The sequence below is a fragment of the Streptomyces sp. NPDC054932 genome, from assembly GCF_053610205.1.
Genome location: NZ_JBSGXU010000009.1, coordinates 49,436 through 66,533, shown reverse-complemented (window position 1 = coordinate 66,533; position 17,098 = coordinate 49,436). Strand labels below are relative to the sequence as shown.

Annotated in this window: 16 protein-coding genes; 8 read left to right on the top strand and 8 right to left on the bottom strand. The window is 71.9% G+C overall.

Annotation, left to right across the window (positions count from 1 at the left end; translation table 11 throughout):
- The first annotated feature begins 43 nt into the window (after positions 1–43).
- Positions 44–649 (top strand): hypothetical protein, encoded by a 606-nt coding sequence (locus ACWGE1_RS04495; RefSeq protein WP_453419072.1) that lies wholly within the window; start codon positions 44–46, stop codon positions 647–649.
- A 128-nt stretch (positions 650–777) separates the two neighbouring features.
- On the top strand, positions 778–2,001 hold the full coding sequence (locus ACWGE1_RS04490) for an RCC1 domain-containing protein (RefSeq protein WP_453419071.1): 1,224 nt from the start codon (positions 778–780) through the stop codon (positions 1,999–2,001).
- A gap of 251 nt (positions 2,002–2,252) precedes the next feature.
- On the opposite strand, the gene ACWGE1_RS04485 is transcribed toward ACWGE1_RS04490, so the two are convergent.
- On the bottom strand, positions 2,253–2,945 hold the full coding sequence (locus ACWGE1_RS04485) for a hypothetical protein (RefSeq protein WP_453419070.1): 693 nt from the start codon (positions 2,943–2,945) through the stop codon (positions 2,253–2,255).
- A 140-nt stretch (positions 2,946–3,085) separates the two neighbouring features.
- Positions 3,086–4,012, bottom strand: a complete 927-nt coding sequence (locus ACWGE1_RS04480; RefSeq protein ID WP_453419069.1) for a cyclase family protein — start codon at positions 4,010–4,012, stop codon at positions 3,086–3,088.
- Positions 4,013–4,120: 108 nt separating this feature from the next.
- Between ACWGE1_RS04480 and ACWGE1_RS04475 the strand changes: the two genes are divergently transcribed.
- The 3 genes from ACWGE1_RS04475 to ACWGE1_RS04465 are packed head-to-tail and all read left to right on the top strand — an operon-like array spanning position 4,121 to position 7,308.
- Complete coding sequence (locus ACWGE1_RS04475; protein ID WP_453419068.1) at positions 4,121–5,032, top strand: SDR family oxidoreductase; 912 nt, start codon at positions 4,121–4,123, stop codon at positions 5,030–5,032.
- A 9-nt stretch (positions 5,033–5,041) separates the two neighbouring features.
- The gene (locus ACWGE1_RS04470) at positions 5,042–6,244 is read left to right on the top strand and encodes an acyl-CoA dehydrogenase family protein (RefSeq protein WP_453419067.1); all 1,203 of its coding nucleotides are present in this window, start codon (positions 5,042–5,044) and stop codon (positions 6,242–6,244) included.
- Positions 6,241–7,308: a Zn-dependent alcohol dehydrogenase gene (locus ACWGE1_RS04465; RefSeq protein ID WP_453419066.1), complete on the top strand. Its 1,068-nt coding sequence runs from the start codon at positions 6,241–6,243 to the stop codon at positions 7,306–7,308. Before ACWGE1_RS04470 ends, ACWGE1_RS04465 begins: the two co-directional genes overlap by 4 nt.
- Positions 7,309–7,390: 82 nt before the next feature.
- Here the strand turns inward: ACWGE1_RS04465 and ACWGE1_RS04460 are convergent, their stop codons facing one another.
- Together ACWGE1_RS04460 and ACWGE1_RS04455 are read right to left on the bottom strand one after the other, a co-directional pair.
- Positions 7,391–8,320 (bottom strand): D-alanyl-D-alanine carboxypeptidase family protein, encoded by a 930-nt coding sequence (locus ACWGE1_RS04460; protein ID WP_453419065.1) that lies wholly within the window; start codon positions 8,318–8,320, stop codon positions 7,391–7,393.
- A 169-nt stretch (positions 8,321–8,489) separates the two neighbouring features.
- On the bottom strand, positions 8,490–9,107 hold the full coding sequence (locus tag ACWGE1_RS04455; RefSeq protein ID WP_453419096.1) for a flavin reductase family protein: 618 nt from the start codon (positions 9,105–9,107) through the stop codon (positions 8,490–8,492).
- A 247-nt stretch (positions 9,108–9,354) separates the two neighbouring features.
- Here ACWGE1_RS04455 and ACWGE1_RS04450 point away from each other — a divergent pair, with 247 nt between their 5' ends.
- The 3 genes from ACWGE1_RS04450 (at position 9,355) to ACWGE1_RS04440 (ending at position 11,866) form a co-directional block, all read left to right on the top strand.
- The gene (locus ACWGE1_RS04450; protein ID WP_453419064.1) at positions 9,355–10,173 is read left to right on the top strand and encodes a hypothetical protein; all 819 of its coding nucleotides are present in this window, start codon (positions 9,355–9,357) and stop codon (positions 10,171–10,173) included.
- A 21-nt stretch (positions 10,174–10,194) separates the two neighbouring features.
- A complete protein-coding gene (locus ACWGE1_RS04445) occupies positions 10,195–10,932 on the top strand; it encodes a hypothetical protein (RefSeq protein WP_453419063.1) in 738 nt (245 codons plus the stop codon).
- 148 nt (positions 10,933–11,080) lie between these two features.
- The gene (locus tag ACWGE1_RS04440; RefSeq protein WP_453419095.1) at positions 11,081–11,866 is read left to right on the top strand and encodes a VOC family protein; all 786 of its coding nucleotides are present in this window, start codon (positions 11,081–11,083) and stop codon (positions 11,864–11,866) included.
- A 19-nt stretch (positions 11,867–11,885) separates the two neighbouring features.
- Here the strand turns inward: ACWGE1_RS04440 and ACWGE1_RS04435 are convergent, their stop codons facing one another.
- From ACWGE1_RS04435 to ACWGE1_RS04420, 4 genes are all read right to left on the bottom strand, one after another.
- Positions 11,886–12,686 (bottom strand): enoyl-CoA hydratase/isomerase family protein, encoded by an 801-nt coding sequence (locus tag ACWGE1_RS04435; protein ID WP_453419062.1) that lies wholly within the window; start codon positions 12,684–12,686, stop codon positions 11,886–11,888.
- Between the two features lie 120 nt (positions 12,687–12,806).
- Entirely contained in the window at positions 12,807–15,041 is a 2,235-nt protein-coding gene (locus ACWGE1_RS04430) for an acetate--CoA ligase family protein (protein ID WP_453419061.1), read from the bottom strand.
- Between the two features lie 208 nt (positions 15,042–15,249).
- Positions 15,250–15,822 (bottom strand): hypothetical protein, encoded by a 573-nt coding sequence (locus ACWGE1_RS04425; RefSeq protein ID WP_453419060.1) that lies wholly within the window; start codon positions 15,820–15,822, stop codon positions 15,250–15,252.
- A complete protein-coding gene (locus ACWGE1_RS04420) occupies positions 15,819–16,982 on the bottom strand; it encodes a flavin-containing monooxygenase (RefSeq protein WP_453419059.1) in 1,164 nt (387 codons plus the stop codon). The genes ACWGE1_RS04425 and ACWGE1_RS04420 overlap by 4 nt, the downstream gene beginning before the upstream one ends.
- Positions 16,983–17,098: the final 116 nt, after the last annotated feature.

Sequence of the window (17,098 nt, the reverse complement as noted above, 5' to 3'; positions counted from 1 at the left end):
TTGACGGGAAGCGGCAGCAGCGTCACGAGGGGCGGGGGAGCGGATGGACGGGACGGTCGAAGGGGCGGAGGCGGGCCGGTCGGACGAGGCGGAGGCGGCACGCCGGGGACGCGTGCGCAGGGCCGCGGTCTGGGGCGGGATCGCCGGCGCGGCCGCCGTCGTGCCGATCGCCATCGAAGGTCCGGAGCACCTGCCCTGGTGGGCCACCCTGACGATCTGCCTCGCCCTGGGCCTCCTGGGAGGCATCGGCGGGGCGGTGACCGGTCGCCGGGACGGCCTCAAGGCGGAGGTCCGCAGGGACACGCTCGATGCCGGCGAGATGGAGCTGGGCCGGTACCGGGTGAAGCCGGTCCCCGAGGGCGTCCCGGCGCCACCGCCCCTCAAGGAGAACGACTACACGTCCTACTCCCTGACGACGACCACCCGCCGGCTCCAGCTGTGGGAGTTCGACCACCGGTCGCAGTGGAGCCACCGGTGGAGCGAACTGAGCCTGACGGCGGAAGGGCACGTCCTGGTCGTCACCGGGCCGCAGGGCCTGCTCGGCCGGTTCGTCCTGGACAGGATGCTCGTACCGGAGGAACTCGTCCTGACCGGGCGCCGCCTGCGCGCCCGCGCATCCCGCGGGCCGTCGTCGCCGTCGGGGCGGTGATCGATACCGGCGCAATAAGGCAACTGCATAGCGTTTGGGGTGTCTTGCCGGTCTGGACAGCGGTCTCCGCGCCGGGTCCGGGGCCGCTGGGCACCACCCTGGAACGTGACGACGGAAGGCCTTGATCCATGCGAAAACTGTTGGCTGCTGCTGCGACGGGTGCGTTGCTGATGGCGGGGACCGCGAGTGCGTCGGCGGCGTCCTCCGAGGAGCCGTGGAGCCAGGCGTGGAACGAGAGCATCGAGGGCGCGTCGGGCGCCGGCGTGATCACCAGCGAGAACAACGGGACCAGCCCGGAGAAGGAGCCTTACCACCTGACGGGCACCCTGACCGTCACCGATCCCAATCCGGAAGCCTGCTACTACGTCCAGGTCGGTTCGGAATGGATCGGCAAGCCCAGGCCGTTCCGATGGTGGGGGAGTTCCTCGGTACGGCAGTGCGGTCCGGGGACCGTCGACGTCACGTCGACCATCCAGGGGGGTGGCTGGTCGGTCCGTGCGCGCATCGCCCGGGACACCGACAACGGTGACTACAAGGCGTTCACCCAGATCACCGTGCCGAGCGAGGTCAGGACCGGGGTCAGCGCCGTCAGCGCCGGGCCCCAGTACAGCCTGGCGCTGAAGAACGGCACGACCACGGCGTGGGGCAAGAGCGACTTCGGCCAGACCTCCGTGCCGGCCGCCGCGAAGTCGGGTGTCACCGCGATCAGCGCCGGGCCGCGGCATGCGCTGGCGCTCAAGAACGGCGGGGTCGTCGCATGGGGTGACAACCTGCGCCGGCAGACCTCCGTACCGGCCGCCGCGAAGTCCGGTGTCTCCGCGATCGCCACCGGGTGGTCGCATTCGCTGGCCCTGAAGGACGGCAAGGTCGTCGCCTGGGGCGAGAACAATAATGGCGTCGTCACCGTGCCTGCCGAGGCCACGTCCGGCGTGAGTGCCGTCGCAGCCGCCCACGGAACCAGCATGGCCCTCAAGGACGGCAAGGTCGTCGTCTGGGGCGACGAAGAGTACCTGCGCAAGGTGCCCGCCGAGGCGACGTCCGGAGTCTCCGCCATCGCGGCAGCCCCGGGTCACCTCCTCGCCCTCAAGGACGGCAAGGTCATCATCTGGGGCTACGGGGGGACCGACCTGAAGGTGCCGGCTGCCGCGGAGTCGGGCGTCACCGCCATCTACGCCTCCAAATCGTGCAGCTTCGCCCTCAAGGGGGGCGAAGTCATCGGCTGGGCCGCCGAGTCCGGCCTGTGCAACGCCCCGGCGGCCAAGTCGGGCGTCAGCGGGATGTCCGCGGGGGAGGAGCACAACCTGGTGCTCAAGGACGGCAAGGTCTACGACTGGGGCCACCTGTTCCCGTAACCACCCGACCGCCCCGGGGCGCGGCACGGTCCTGACACCGCGCCGTGCCCCGGGAAGGGTTCAGGCCGTCTCTTCCGGATCTTGCCGGGCCCGCGCCGTCCGGCACCGCACCTCGCCGCGTTGTCGGAGCACCGCAGTACGTCCAGTACAACGGCGCTCCTCCGCCCAGGGGGCACCTCCCAGCGGTAGCTGGGGGAGATGCACGGCACCGGACGACGCGGGCCCGACCGACAAGATCCGAAAGAGACGGCCTAGCCGTCGGTGCAGATCACGTCGTACGGGCGGCCCACCGCCATGGTCAGCTGCATGGGCTGCGTGGTCCCGGACGGGCACTCGCCCTTCGTCTTGACCAGGCCGAGGACCTTGGAGCCGCCCGAGCCGCCGGCACAGGCGACCTCCTGGGCCCGGTCGGTCACGCAGTCGCCCTGGACCAGCTGTCCGCCGCCCGCGCCCGGGTCGCCGGGGTGGTCGCCGGAGAGGTTGCGGCCGCAGACCGTGTTGGTGGGTATGCCGCTCTTCTTGCCGCCGTACGAGATGCTCACTTCGATCATCAGGTCGGTGCCGGGCGGGCACTGGATCGAGCCCGGGAGGATGCTGGCGTCCTTGATGTCGATGGCCTTGAAGGTGGCGCCCGAGTCGGAGCAGCCCTGCGGCCGGTAGCCGTCGGGCTTGTTGGCCGGGTCGGGACCGCCGCAGTCGCCGACCTTCCACGAACTGGAGGTGTCGGACGAGGACTCGGGGTTGCCGGGGTCCTTGGCGGAAGGCTTGGCGGACGGGGACGCCGAGGTGGACGCGGTGGTCTTTGACTTGCCGTCGTCGCCGAGCCACTTGGAGGCGCCGTAGAGGCCGGCGATGACCAGGGCGATGGCGAGGAAGGAGACGAGTCCTCCGTTGGACCGGCGTCTGGGGGGCTGGGGCGGCGTTACCTCGTAAGGGTTGGCCATGCGCTTCTCCTGCGGTGAGGGTGGTGGGCTCCATGGGTGACGCGCGAACGGTGACGCGTCATGGACACGCCATGGTTCCACGCCGGAGGAGTCCCCGGGGGCCGTGCGGGCAAAGCCCCCCGGGGCGGATCGCCGGGGCCTCAGAGGACGGCCACCGGAGCCACGGGGGTGCCGGTCCCGCCGACGAACGGTTCCGGCATCGCGGACAGGAGAAAGGCGTAACGGTTCTCTTCTGCACAGGCTGTGGACAACTTCTCGAGGTTCCAGTTCTGGCCCTGGTGCATGCCCATCTCGACCAGGTCGAGGGCGTGGACGGGCAGCCACAGGTTCTCGATCTCCGGCGGGAAGATCTCGAAGGTCAGGGTGTCGTTCGCGACGGCCGCCACGTCCCGCGCGTGGAACCACTCGGGCGTACGGACCGACAGGCCCGGCGAAGGGAAGCCGTAGCCGTGCTTGTCGCCCGACAGGTAGACCTGGATCTGGCCCGTGCGGACCAGGACGATGTCGCCGGCGCGGACGCTCACCCCGCCGAACTCCTCGGCCTCCGCGAGGTCCCCGGGGGTCACCGCGTGGCCGCCCGGCAGCCGGTCCAGCCCCTTCGCGCGTGCGACGTCGAGGAGCACTCCGCGCGAGACGATGTGCCCGGCCTTGTCGATGCCGCTGAACTCGGCGCGGCCGTGCGCCGTGATGGTGCCGGCCGGGCGGCCGTTGTAGATCTTCCCCGAGTGCGAGACGTGGGTGAGCGCGTCCCAGTGGGTGCCCGCCTGGAGACCCATGCTCACGGCGTCGTCGCTGCAGGCCACCGTGCCCGGGCCGAAGAGCTCCTGGTTGATCTGCACCATCGTGTGCAGCGGGTTGATCCGGCCGGGGATCATGCCGACCTGGACCCCGTCCTCCTTGAGCGGGAGGGCGAGCGGGATCCGGCGGCCGGTGCGTATCTCCGCCGCGGCGGCCCGGACCACCTCGTCCGTGATCAGGTTCAGGGTGCCGATCTCGTCGTCGGCGCCCCAGCGTCCCCAGTTGTTGACGCGCTTGGCGATGTCGTGGAACTCGGCGGGCAGGGTCATGGGCGTCGACAGCTCCTTGCGTGGATGCGGCAACGAGGGCTTGTGCAGGTGCATCTGACTACCCATAGAATCTAACGGTCCGTCAGAAATCGCGGGAAGGGGCCGGACGTGGGGAACTTCTTGGCAGGCAAGGTCGTCGCCGTCACCGGCGCCGGCCGGGGCATCGGGCGGGCCGTGGCACTCGCCGCGGCCGCCGAGGGCGCCAAGGTCGTCGTCAACGACTACGGGGTCGGGATCGAGGGCGCGGAGCCCACCAGCGAGATCGCCGAGGCCGTGGTGAAGGAGATCGTCGCCGCGGGCGGGGAAGCCGTCGCCGTCGCCGACGACATCTCCACCATGGCGGGCGGCCAGCGCCTCGTCGACACCGCGCTCACCCGGTACGGCCGCATCGACGGCGTCGTGTGCGTCGCCGGCATCCTGCGCGAACGGATGCTGTTCAACATGTCCGAGGAGGAGTGGGACCCGGTGGTCGCCACCCACCTCAAGGGCACCTTCACCGTCTTCCGCGCCGCCTCCGCCGTCATGCGCAGGCAGGGCTCGGGCACCCTGATCGGCTTCACCAGCGGCAACCACCAGGGCTCCGTCGCCCAGGCCAACTACAGCGCCGCCAAGGGCGGGATCATCTCGCTCGTCCGGTCCGCCGCGCTGGGCCTGGCCAAGTACGGGGTCACGGCCAACGCCGTCGCACCCGTCGCCCGGACCCGCATGTCCGCGAACGTTCCCATGGAGCTCAAGGAGATCGGCGAGCCCGAGGACGTGGCGGCGCTCGTCACCTACCTGCTCAGCGACCGGGCCAGGGCCGAGGACATCACCGGGCAGGTCTACACGATCGCCGGCCCGAAGATCGCCGTCTGGGCGCAGCCGCGCGAACTGCGCGCCGGATACGCCGAGGGCTCCTGGACGCCGGAGAAGATCGCCGACTTCCTGCCCGGCACGGTGGGCACCGACCCGATGCCGATGCTCGCCCAGCTGGAGGCCATGGCGAAGGCGGCGGCCGCCGAGGACCGCCCCAACGCGTAGGGGCGCGGGGTGGACTTCAGCTTCGGGGCCGAGGACGAGGAGCTGCGCGGGCGCGCCCGGGCGTGGCTGGCGGAGCACCTCGTGGGCCCGTACGCGCAGGCCGTCGGCCTCGGCGGGCCGGGCAGCGAGCACGAGGGAACCGGGATCCGGCGCGCGTGGGAGCGCGAGCTGGGGCGGGGCGGCTGGATCGGGCAGGGCTGGGCGGCCGAAGGATGGGGCAACCGCCGGCTGTCCCTGACCGGCCAGGTGGTGTGGGCCGAGGAGTACGCGGCCCTGCGCGCGCCCGGCCGGGTCGGTCACATCGGCGAGAACCTGCTCGCCCCGACGCTCATCGCCTACGGGTCGCCCGAGCAGCAGGGCCGCTTCCTGCCCGGCATCGCACGGGGCGAGGAGCTGTGGTGCCAGGGCTACAGCGAGCCGGGCGCCGGATCCGACCTCGCGGGGATCCGGACGGCCGCGGTACGGGACGCGGCCGACGGGCTGTACCGGGTGACCGGCCAGAAGATCTGGACCTCGCTCGCGCAGGACGCCGACTGGTGCTTCGTCCTGGCGCGCACCGAGCCGGGCTCGCGCCGCCACCGGGGGCTGTCGTTCCTGCTCGTACGGATGGACCAGCCCGGCCGCGTCGAGGTCCGGCCCATCCGGCAGATGTCGGGGACGAGCGAGTTCAACGAGGTGTTCTTCGACGGGGCGGTCGCGGCGGAGGTCGTCGGCGCCGAGGGCGACGGCTGGACCGTGGCCATGGGCCTGCTCGCCCTGGAGCGGGGGGTCTCGACGCTGGTCCAGCAGATCGGGTTCGCGGCGGAACTGGACCGGGTCCTGGCCGCGTACGCGGCGCGGGCCGCTTCGGGCGCCGGGGACCCCGTACTGCGGGAGCGGCTCGTCCGGCAGTGGGCGCAGCTGCGCACCATGCGGTGGAACGCACTGCGCACCCTCGGCTCCGGGGGGGATCCGGGCGCGCCGAGCGTGGCCAAGCTGTTGTGGGGCGGGTGGCACCGGCGGCTCGGGGAGCTGGCGGTGGAGGTCCGCGGCGCGGCGGCCGCCGCCGGGCCGGCGGACTGGGCGCCCGCTCTCGCCTACGAACTCGGGCTCGACGAGGAGCAGCGCCTGTTCCTGTTCACCCGTGCCGACACCATCTACGGCGGCTCGGACGAGATCCAGCGGAACATCATCGCCGAGCGTGTGCTCGGCCTGCCTAAGGAGTCCAGGTGAGAGGCGTCGTATTCGACGGCAAGCAGGCCCAGGTGGTCGACGACCTGGAGATCCGCGACCCGGGGCCGGGGGAGGTGCTGGTCGCGATCGGGGCCGCCGGACTGTGCCACAGCGACCTGTCGGTGATCGACGGGACGATTCCGTTCCCGCCGCCGGTGGTGCTGGGGCACGAGGGCGCGGGGATCGTGGAGGCGGTGGGCGCGGGCGTCACCCACGTGACGACGGGCGATCACGTGGCGCTGTCCACCCTCGCGAACTGCGGGGCGTGCGCGGACTGCGACCGGGGCCGGCCGACGATGTGCCGCAAGGCGATCGGGATGCCGGGCCAGCCGTTCTCGCGGGGCGGGAAGCCGCTGTTCCAGTTCGCCTCGAACTCCGCCTTCGCGGAGCGCACGATCGTCAGGGCCGTGCAGGCCGTGAAGATCCCGGCCGACATCCCGCTGACGTCGGCGGCGCTCATCGGCTGCGGGGTCCTCACGGGGGTGGGGGCGGTACTGAACCGGGCGCGCGTGGACCGCGGCGAGAGCGTGGTCGTCATCGGCACCGGGGGCATCGGCCTCAACGTCCTGCAGGGAGCCCGGATCGCCGGTGCCGCCACGATCGTGGCGGTGGACGCCAACCCGGCGAAGGAGGCGGTGGCCCGGCAGTTCGGGGCCACGCACTTCATCGACGCGTCCGCCGTGGCCGACTCGTCGGCGGCGGTGCGCGAGATCCTGCCGACCGGCGCCGACCACGCCTTCGAGTGCGTGGGCAACGTCCGGCTGATCCGCCGGGCGATCGACCTCCTCGACCGGCACGGGCAGGCGGTCCTGCTCGGTGTGCCGGGCTTCCAGGAGGAGGCGTCCTTCCTCGTGTCGTCCATGTACCTGGACAAGACGATCATGGGCTGCCGGTACGGGTCCTCGCGCCCGCAGCGCGACATCGCCCTGTACGCCGAGCTCTACCGGCAGGGCAGGCTGCTGCTGGACGAGCTGGTGACGGAGGTCTATCCGGTCGAGGACTTCGCCAAGGCGGCGGACGACGCCCACCACGGGCGGGTGGCGCGCGGGGTGCTCACCTTCTGACCGGCCGGAAACGACTCGGCTCCTGCGCCGGCGGGTGCGTGCCCGCCGGCTCAGGAGCCGTATGCCGTATGCCGTGTCAGCGTCAGTCGAGGACGTCCGGGATCGGGTCGGTGTTGCCGCGCTGCAGCGCTGCACCGGAGCCGGTGCTGGAACCGAGGGACCAGTCCATGAGCTTCATGGCGTCCGCGTAGCGCTCCCCGTCGTTCAGCAGGACGCCGATGACGGTCTTGCCGTTGCGGGTCGCCGAGTAGACGAGGCACTTGCCCGCGGCGGTGCCGGTGCCGGTCTTGACGCCGATCGCACCGGGGTACGCGTAGCCGGTCGGGCGCTCGCGGATCAGCAGGTTGCTGTTGCCCCACGTGGCGTCGGTGGACGTGCCGCCGGTGCTGTAGGTCGTGGCCTTCACGAGCTTCGGGAAGGTGGTGCCCGCCATCGCGTACTTGGTGAGCTTCGCGAGGTCGCGCGGGGTCGTCAGGTTCCTGCCGGTCGGTGAGATGCCGTCGAAGGAGTCGTAGGTGGTCCTGGTCATGCCCAGGGCCTTCGCCTTGGCGTTCATCTGCGCGATGAAGTCCGCCTTGCGGGCCGCCGTGGTCGAGCCCTTGCCGAAGGTGTCGGCGAGCGCGTAGGCGGCGTCGCAGCCGGACGGCAGCATCAGGCCGTACAGCAGCTGGCGGACCGTCGGCGTGGCACCCACCTTCAGGTGGGCGGAGCTCGCACCCTCGCGGACGACGTAGTCCGCGTACTCCTTCTTGATGGTGACCTTCTTGTTGAGGTCCAGACCGGGAGACCGCAGCACCACGTGCGCGGTCATGATCTTCGTGGTGCTCGCGCCCTGCCGCTGGGTGTCGGCGGCCTTGCTCGTGAGCGTGGCGCCGGTGGTGCCGTCGATCAGGATCGCGCCGGCCGCCGTGATGGGAGGCGCCGCGACCGGTGCCGCCGAGGCAGGCGAAGCGGCCACCAGCAGGGCCCCGGTGGCGACCGTGACGGCGACCGCGCCACGCGTGCGCCGCATCAGGTTCAGTATCAAATCAAATCCCCGCGTATCCGAAGAATTCCGAAAGAGCGCGGGACACCGAGGTGTGCCGCTCCGAGCGGAGCATACGCAGCGGACGGGCACAGGAAAATCAACAGGCGGCGGCAATCCGGTTCGGGCCGGTTCGCCACCCCGGCCGGCTGCCCGGTCAGTCGGCCAGGCGTCCGAAGCGGCCCTTGTGGAAGAGGAGCGGATCGCCCTCGCCGGCCGCGCCCATGGCCACGACCCGGCCCACGACGATGAGGTGGTCCCCGCCGGTGTGGACGGCCTGGATCCGGCAGTCGATCCACGCGGGAACGTCGTCGAGCTGCGGCGATCCCGTGACGGGGGCCGGGGTGTGGGTCACCCCCGCGAACTTGTCGGCGCCGCTGACGGCGAAGGACCGGCACAGCTCACCCTGCTCGGCCCCCAGGATGTTGACGCAGAACACCCCGGCGCGGGCGATCCGCGGCCAGGTGGTCGACGTACGGGCCACCATGAAGGTGACCAGGGGCGGGTCGAGGGAGAGCGAGGCGAAGGACTGGCAGGCGAAGCCGGCCGGTCCGTCCTCTTCCTCGCCGGGCGGTGCGGTGATGACGGTGACCCCGCTGGCGAAGTTGCCGAGGACGGCCCGGAACTCGGCGGGGGAGACCGGCGCGCGCTCGTCCTCGCCGACGGCCCGTAGCTCGGGACGCGGCAGGGCGTCGAGGGGCTCGGTCTCCCGCTGCGCCGAGGCGGAGGTGGGGGAGCCGACTGACCTGAGGTATCGGACGACGGTGGCCGCCATCCCTGCATGTCCCATCACCCTCCCGATTGAAGCTGACGGTTCGTCAGATAGGAAGGGGTGGCGTGCTGCGGCGTTGACGGATCGCGCTGACCTCGGGCCTTCGTGCCGGGCCGCAGCCGGATTACGCGATTCGGTCATTGGCCTGAACTCCCTTGTGAGCAAGGAGACATGGGGCACTTGGCGGGCCGGAGCCCCCCGTGTGTAGGGTCATGGCCAACGACAAGGACGTCGGGGGCTGGGGGTGGTCATGGGCAACGGTTTTCGCTACCGGGCCGAGCGGATCTCACTGGGTACGATGGCCGCGGCAGGCATCGGGGTCCTGCTCGCCGACGTCCTCGGATGGCTCGACAGGATGGCCCCCGGAGGCACGCTCCCGAAGATCACGCTGCTCATCCTGAGCACGGTCACCCTCTTCCTCCTGATGGAGTTCGACCGCCTGAAGGTGCTCGACAGCATCAGCACGCAGATCTCCGGCCTCACGCTGGACGGCCTCACCGGCGAGCTCCGCCGCCAGCACTACCTCGGCGTGACGAGGGTCCACCCGCAATTCCCCACCGTGGAATTCAAACGCCTCGTGGGCGGTGCCCGGCGCGAGGTGGCCGTCCTGCAGACCTGGATACCCAACCTCGACGGCCTCGAGGCGGAGCTGGAGAAGGCCATCACCGAGCGGAACGTCGAGGTGCGCATCCTGCTGGTGCACCCGAAGTCCGCCGTGGTGGACCTGCGCGACCAGGCGCTGCGCAACACGAGCAGCTCGGTCTCCGTGGACGCGAGCCTCGAGATCCTCCACAGGCTCCACGGCCGCCTGCCGCGGGAGCTGCAGGACAAGCTCAAGGTGCAGGTCTACAACTCCCTGCCGTCGATCGCCGTGTACAAGGCCGACGAGCACTATCTGGTCAGCTCCTTCCTGCACGGGCAGCTCGCCATCGAGTCCACCCAGATCGAGATAGACGGGTGCGACTCCGTGATGGGCCGGCAGGTTCAGAAGGAGCTGGACACCTTGTGGGACATCGGTCGCGAAGTGGATCTGCGCGACCCGGCGAGATCGATCGACATCAGCCAGTGATCAGGGAGAGGGGCTAGGACCGTGTGGGAACTGGACAGGTTCGAGGACGAACTGATCGAGCAGTACAGACAGCATCCGGTGCTCGCGAACATCGCGCTGCTCCCGGCGGAGGAGTTCGCCGGGATCCTGCTCCAGCGGCGCTTCCTGTCGCTCGCCTTCACCCCGGCCTACGACCTGGCGATCGACCTCCTGCAGGACGAGGTGGGGCTGCGGACGGCCCGGAAGATCCTGCGCGAGGAGTACCCGGACGCCCGCGGGAACACGAAGTCGCACCGTGAGGACATGACGGACGACATGCTCCAGCTCGGGATCTCCCGGACGGCCCTCGTCCGTTCCCGGCCGACGGCGGCGACGAAGCGGGCCATCGAGGACACCTTCGCTCTCATCGCCGACGCGGGCGACCACGACCGCGCCGACCTCGTGCTGTTGACGGTCCTGCGCTTCTGGGGCGAGATCCTGGTCTCCGTCGAGTACGGGCGGCTGTGGGAGCGCATGGAGCCCCAGCTGGTGCAGGACGGCGAGAACCGCTCGCGCTTCTACTACCCGCACCACTGGCACGATGCCAAGAAGCACTCGCTGGAGACCGTGAACCTGCTGGCCACCAGCCACTCCGACCGGCTGGGCACCCGGCTCAGGGAGCTGCTCGGCGACGACGACGGGGCGGCCGAGTGCTTCAAGGACGCGGAACGGCGCTCGCTGCGGCTCAAGGTGAACTTCTACGACCAGTTCCTGCCCGCACCGGAGCGGGTCGGGAGCTGAAACGGGGAACCTGCGGCGGGGCGCGCTTCCCCCTGTTACCCCACACGGGTGAAACCCCCGGCCCCCGGGGGGCCGTACACCCGGGGGCGGGTGGAGGCTCGGCATCGTGGCAGCGACCTCGTACCGCGCCGTATCCCCGGAGGACCCCATGCTCGGCACCGACTTCACCACCGGATCACCCAACTGGCTCGACCTCGGCAGCCCCGACACCGAGGCGGCCGCCGCGTTCTACGCCTCCGTCCTCGGCTGGGAGTTCGTCTCGGCCGGGCCCGAAGCGGGCGGGTACGGGTTCTTCCAGGTGGACGGCAAGACCGTCGCCGCGCTCGGTCCGCTCACCGAGGAGGGGGCGACGTCCGCATGGATGCAGCACTTCATGACCCCCGACATCCAGGCCACCACCGCGGCCGTCCGTGACGGCGGCGGCACGGTCAGGATGGAGCCCATGGACGTCATGGGGGAGGGCTGGCTGGCCCAGTACACCGACCCGCAGGGCGCCGAGTTCGCCTGCTGGCAGCCCGGGAAGACCGCCGGACTCCAGCTGACCTCCGCCGACAACACGCTGGTGTGGGCGGAGCTGCACGTACCGGACCCGGTCGCCGCCATCGCCTTCTACGCCGGGCTCTTCGGGTGGCGGAGCGCCGAGATGCCCGCGCCCGGCATGACGTACCGGGTGCTGAGCACCGCCGACGGCGACCAGCAGGACGCCTCCTTCGGCGGGGTCGCCCCCTTCATGGGCGAGGGCACGGGCGAGGAGGCGCGCTGGACGCCGTACTTCGCGTCGGCGGACGTCGACGCCAACGTCGCGGCGGCCCGGGCGAACGGCGGATCGGTGGTCATGCCGGCCACCGACCTCCCGGAGGTCGGCCGGATCGCCTGGCTGGCCGACCCGGCCGGAGCGGTGTTCGCCCTGCTCAAGCCCGACCCGCAGATGTAGGGACGGGGGGTCGGCGGGGTCAGCGGCCGAGGTACTTGGGCGTGCGGCGCTCCACGAAACTCGCCACGCCCTCGTTCGCGTCCGCCGTGGTCATGTTGATCTCCTGAGCGGTGGCCTCGGCGGCCAGCGCGGCCGCCCGGTCGCCGTCCAGGGAGGCGTTGACCAGCTGCTTGGTCATCGCGAGGGCCCGGGTGGGGCCCTGCGCGAGCCGCTCGGCCCACGCGCGGGCGGTCGCCTCCAGCTCCTCGGCCGCAACCACCCGGTTGACCAGGCCCAGACGCTCGGCCTCCGCGGCCGGGACGGCGTCGCCGAAGAACATCAGCTCCTTGGCCTTCTGCGGGCCGACGAGCCGGGGCAGCAGATACGCGCCCCCGCCGTCGGGCACCAGACCGCGCCGGACGAACACCTCGATGAAACGGGCCGGTTCGGTTGCGATCACGAGGTCGCAGGCGAGGGCTAGGTGCGCGCCGATACCGGCGGCCGTGCCGTTGACGGCGGCGAGGACCGGCTTCTCGCAGTCGAGCACCGCGGTGATCAGGCGCTGCGCGCCGAGGCGGATCATGCGGGCCACGTCGCCGGCGACCCGCTCGCCCGCGGGGGCGCCGCCGCGCAGGTCCGCGCCCGCGCAGAAGCCCTTGCCGGTGGCGGTGAGGACGACGGCGCGGACGGCGGGGTCGGCGGAGGCCCCGGCGAGCAGCGCGATGACGCGCTCGCGCTGGTCCCAGGTGACGGCGTTCATCGCCTCGGGGCGGTTGAGGGTGATCCAGGCGACGCCGTTGTCGATGCGGTGGAGGACTTCGTCCTCGGGGGCGCGGGTCATGGGTGGACTCCCGTTCGTGGGTGGATTTTCCGGCCCGCGCGGCGATTGAGCGCACGCGCGCGCAGCGCACGTACGGGGTCCGGGGCGCAGTCCCGGGAAGCGGCGGGGCAGGAGCGCAGCTCAGCGGCAGATGGCGAGGGCGTCCAGGGCCACCGCCCCCTGCCCGCGGGGGAGGACCATCAGGGGGTTGATGTCCAGCTCGGAGAGCTCGTCGCCCAGTTCGAGGGCCATCCGCTGGATGCGCAGGACCACCTCCACCAGGGCGTCCACATCGGCCGGGGGCGCTCCCCGTACGCCCTCCAGGAGCGCGTGGCCGCGCAGTTCCCTCAGCATGGCCCGCGCCTGGTCCTCGCCGAACGGCGGGACGCGGACGGCCGCGTCGTGCAGGACCTCCACCAGGACACCGCCCAGCCCGACGGTGACGGTCGGGCCGAAGAGGTCGTCCTGGGTGACGCCGACGACCATCTCCACCCCCCGCTCCACCATCTGGCAGACCAGGATGCCGTCGAGCGGCACGTTCTCGTAGCGCGCGATGTCGGTCAGCTCCCGGTAGGCGTCGCGGATCTGGCTCGCCGAGGTCAGGCCGATCTTCACGAGGCCGAGCTCCGTCTTGTGCCCCAGCTGCGGGCCCGATGCCTTCATTACCACCGGGTAGCCGACCAGCCCGGCCGCGCGGACGGCCGCGGCCGCGCTCGTCACCAGTTGCTCGCGGGGGACCCGTATCCCGTAGGCGCGCAGGAGCTGCTTCGCCGCGTGCTCGCTGAGCTGCTGGGACGGTCGCATGAGGGCCTGCGCCTTGCGGTACGAGGGCGAGGGCGTGCGCGGTGCGTCGTCGAAGGGGGAGCGGTATCCGGTGGTGAAGCGGTGGTGGCCGAGGTAGGCGCGTACGGCGGTGATGCAGTTGCCGAAGGTGCGGAAGGTGGCCACGCGGGAGGAGCCGAGGAGGGTGGTGCGGTAGGCGTCCTCGGTGCCGACGGGGGAGCCCCAGATCACGCAGATCAGCTTGTCGCTCTGCTCGGCGGCGTCCACCAGGTCCTGCGCGAGCCTGTCGCTCATGGGCGGGAACGGGCCGGTGATCGGGCAGATCAGCACGCCGACGGACGGGTCCGCGAGGATCGCGTCGATGATCTTCCGGCCGCGCCAGTCGCCGACCGGGTGGCCGCCGTTGTCGACGGGGTTGGCGACGTTCAGGTACTCCGGGATCCACTGGTGCAGCTCGTCCTGCTTGGCCTGCGAGAGGGTGGGCAGGGTCAGGCCCGCCTCCGTGGCCAGGTCGGAGAAGTGGGCGCCGGTGCCGCCGGAGATGGAGTAGACGACGACCCCGTCGGCCTTCGGCTTCCGGGCCCGGGCGAGCAGGGCGGCGGTGTCCTGGAGCTCGTCGAGCCCGTCGACGCGGATGACGCCGAACTGGCGCATGGCGGCGTCCACGACGGTGTCGGCGCCGGTCAGCTTCCCGGTGTGGGAGGCGGCCATGCGCGCGCCGGTCTCGGTGCGGCCGACCTTGACGGCGACGACGGGGACCCCGTTGCGCGCGGCGTGGTCGGCGGCGAGCAGGAAGGACCGGCCGTCCTTGAGGCCCTCCACGTAGCAGGCGATGGCCCCGACCTCGGGCTGCTCCGCGAAGTAGGAGATGAAGTCGGAGGTCTCCAGGTCGGCCTCGTTGCCGGTGGGCGCCCAGTGGGAGAGCCGGATGCCCAGCTCCTGGAGGGTGTAGACGGGCCGGCCCTGGTGGCCGGACTGGGTGATCAGGGCGATCGCCGGGCCGTCGAGGTCCTGGCGGAACTCCTCGAAGGCGTTGAGGTTGGTGTTGGGGCCCAGCAGGCGCAGGCCCGAGCGCCGGACGGCGGCGCCGAGCCGCTCCTGGGCGGCGGCGCCCGCGTCGCCCGTCTCGGCGAAGCCGGAGGCGAAGGCCACGGCGAACTTGACCTTGGTCTCCGCCAGTTCCTCGATGACGGGGAGCGGGTCGGCGACGAGGAGGACGGCGAGGTCCACCTGTTCGGGCAGGTCGGCCACGGAGGCGTGGCAGGTCAGCCCGAAGACGGTGGAGCGGGTGGGGTGGACCGGGTGGAGCCGGGCGCCGACGCGCTCCGCCCAGGCGATGAGCTGGCGGGTGATGCCGGTGTTGGGCCTGCCGTCGGCGTCGGATGCGCCGATGACGGCCACGGACTCGGGCCGGAAGAACCGGTCCAGGTCGGGGACGTCGGCGTGCAGCGGTCGTCCGCTGACGTCCACGGGGACCGCGTCGTCGGCGGAGGGGGCCGCCGACGAGTGGACGGCGGTCCTGGGAGACTCCCCGCAGGCCTCGACACGTGCGCGGAAGTCGGTGGTGAGGGTGCCGTGAGTAGATCCAAGCATCGTTGCCGCCCGCTCCTGCTCGATGAACCTCGATGGAACTCAATAACTGACGTGTAGTCAGATTACTGAACTGACGTGCCGTCAGGAACAGGGCTGCGCAGGAAAGGTGTGGAGGTGGTGTGGTGAACGGTGACAGATCCCGCCCGGACCGGTCCAGGGCGCGATTCGGCCGACGCGCGGACCGGGCGGGCCCCGCCCGCCCGGCCGCTCACAGGGGCGCCGACTCCACCCGGCCGGTGAACCGGCCGCCGACCTGACCGGCGAGCCACTCGATGCGGGCGGTGTCCCCGGCGAGGGCGGCGTTCCGCACGTGCACGTGGACGGTGTGGTCCTCGGACGGCTCGTGCTGGTAGAGGTCACGGGAGTTCACCGAGAGCGTGAGGTACGCGTACTTCTGCGAGACGCGTTCCAGTCCGGCCTCGGGCACCTCGGGCCAGGCGTCCAGATCGAACCGGACGGCCGCGGTATCGGGACCCAGCGCGGCGATGAACGGCTCGGCCAGATCCAGCGGGTGGCACCAGTCGAAGACCGAGATCGGCAGGCACCGCGCGGGGTCGTCCCCGGCGTCCGACGAGCCGTGCTCCTCACCGCCCGCGGCCGACCACTTGAGGGCGGGCAGCACCTCCAGCACGCGGGCCAGGACCTCCGGCGACCGGATCACGGCCTCGAAGTCGACCTCCCCGCCCGTGGTGTCCGCGATCTCCAGCAGGGTGCGCACGGCGCGCACGGCCTCCGCCGGATCGGGTGTCGTCAGGACGGCGGCGGCATCGGAATTGCTCATTGCGAAGCCCCCTCGGCGGTGCGCGGGCGGCGGGCGACGGCCTTGGCGATCTTCTCCGCGTCCAGGGCCATCTCCCGGAACATCCCGCTGATGGGGTTGGAGAAGCCGGTGAAGTACAGGCCGCGGGCCTGCTCGGGGCTGCGGGCACCGTGCGTACGGGGCCGGCCGCGCTCGTCGAGCACCCCCAGGTGGCCGACCAGCTCCTCCAGCGCCCGGCGGTAGCCGGTCGCCGCGATCACCGCGTCCGGGGTGATCCGCGAGCCGTCCGCGAGCACCACCCCGGCGCCGTCGAAGGACTCGACCGCGGCCACCGGCTCGACCTTGCCGCTGCGGACCGCGTCGATCAGACCGACGTCCTGAACCGGGATCGACCCCTGCCTGACCCTGCTGTACAGGCCGGTGGCCGGGCGCGGAAGCCCGTACGCCGACAGGTCCGGCACGGAGGCCCTGGCGACGAGCCCGCCCAGCCGGTCCACGAGCCGCACGGGCAGCCGGCGCACGAGGATCCCGCTGCGCTGGGCCGGCCAGCCGGCGGTGGAGCGGCGCATGATGTGCGGCGCGGTGCGCACGGCGAGCCGCACCCGGGCCGCGCCGCCCTCGACGAGGTCGACGGCGATCTCGGCGCCGGTGTTGCCGACGCCGACGACGAGGACGTCCTGGCCCGCGTACGGCTGGGGGTTGCGGTATTCGCCGGCGTGCAGCAGCCGGCCCTCGTACGCGTCCCGGCCCGGCCAGTCGGGGAGCGCGGGCGTGTGGTTGTACCCGGTGGCGACGACGACGGCCGCGGCGGCCAGCTCCCGCCCACCGGTGGCGTGCAGGATCCAGCCGTCCCCCTCGGGCGCGGGCTCGATCCGGGTCACCTCGACGCCGGTGACCAGCTCCAGCTCGTGGAACTCGGCGTACTTCTCCAGGTAGCGCACGACGTTGTCGCGGGAGACCCAGCGTCCGAAGCGGCGCGGCATGGCCAGCCCCGGGAGGGCGGAGAGCCGGCGCGTGGTGTGCAGGCGCAGCCGGTCGTAGTGCCGCCGCCAGGACGCGCCGACCACGTCGGACTTCTCGACGACCACGGCGCGGACCCCGCGGGCGCGCAGCGCGGCGGCCGCGGCGAGGCCGCCGGGGCCGGCCCCGATGACGTACACGGGGCGGGGCTGGGTGGTCATGTCGGGTGCTGTGGGGTCTCCGGGCATGAGGTGTGATCGTATCGCCACGCTGGGTTGATGGGTCTCGGTCGGGCGGGGAATCGATTGCGGATCGATCACGGGCGCGCGCGGTTGTC

Bases quoted from the DNA above. Each gene is read 5' to 3' on its own strand.
- ACWGE1_RS04495 (WP_453419072.1), top strand. From the start codon at position 44: ATGGACGGGACGGTCGAAGGGGCGGAGGCGGGCCGGTCGGACGAGGCG.
- ACWGE1_RS04490 (WP_453419071.1), top strand. From the start codon at position 778: ATGCGAAAACTGTTGGCTGCTGCTGCGACGGGTGCGTTGCTGATGGCG.
- ACWGE1_RS04485 (WP_453419070.1), bottom strand. From the start codon at position 2,945: ATGGCCAACCCTTACGAGGTAACGCCGCCCCAGCCCCCCAGACGCCGG.
- ACWGE1_RS04480 (WP_453419069.1), bottom strand. From the start codon at position 4,012: ATGACCCTGCCCGCCGAGTTCCACGACATCGCCAAGCGCGTCAACAAC.
- ACWGE1_RS04460 (WP_453419065.1), bottom strand. From the start codon at position 8,320: ATGCGGCGCACGCGTGGCGCGGTCGCCGTCACGGTCGCCACCGGGGCC.
- ACWGE1_RS04455 (WP_453419096.1), bottom strand. From the start codon at position 9,107: ATGGCGGCCACCGTCGTCCGATACCTCAGGTCAGTCGGCTCCCCCACC.
- ACWGE1_RS04450 (WP_453419064.1), top strand. From the start codon at position 9,355: ATGGGCAACGGTTTTCGCTACCGGGCCGAGCGGATCTCACTGGGTACG.
- ACWGE1_RS04440 (WP_453419095.1), top strand. From the start codon at position 11,081: ATGCTCGGCACCGACTTCACCACCGGATCACCCAACTGGCTCGACCTC.
- ACWGE1_RS04435 (WP_453419062.1), bottom strand. From the start codon at position 12,686: ATGACCCGCGCCCCCGAGGACGAAGTCCTCCACCGCATCGACAACGGC.
- ACWGE1_RS04430 (WP_453419061.1), bottom strand. From the start codon at position 15,041: ATGCTTGGATCTACTCACGGCACCCTCACCACCGACTTCCGCGCACGT.
- ACWGE1_RS04425 (WP_453419060.1), bottom strand. From the start codon at position 15,822: ATGAGCAATTCCGATGCCGCCGCCGTCCTGACGACACCCGATCCGGCG.
- ACWGE1_RS04420 (WP_453419059.1), bottom strand. From the start codon at position 16,982: ATGACCACCCAGCCCCGCCCCGTGTACGTCATCGGGGCCGGCCCCGGC.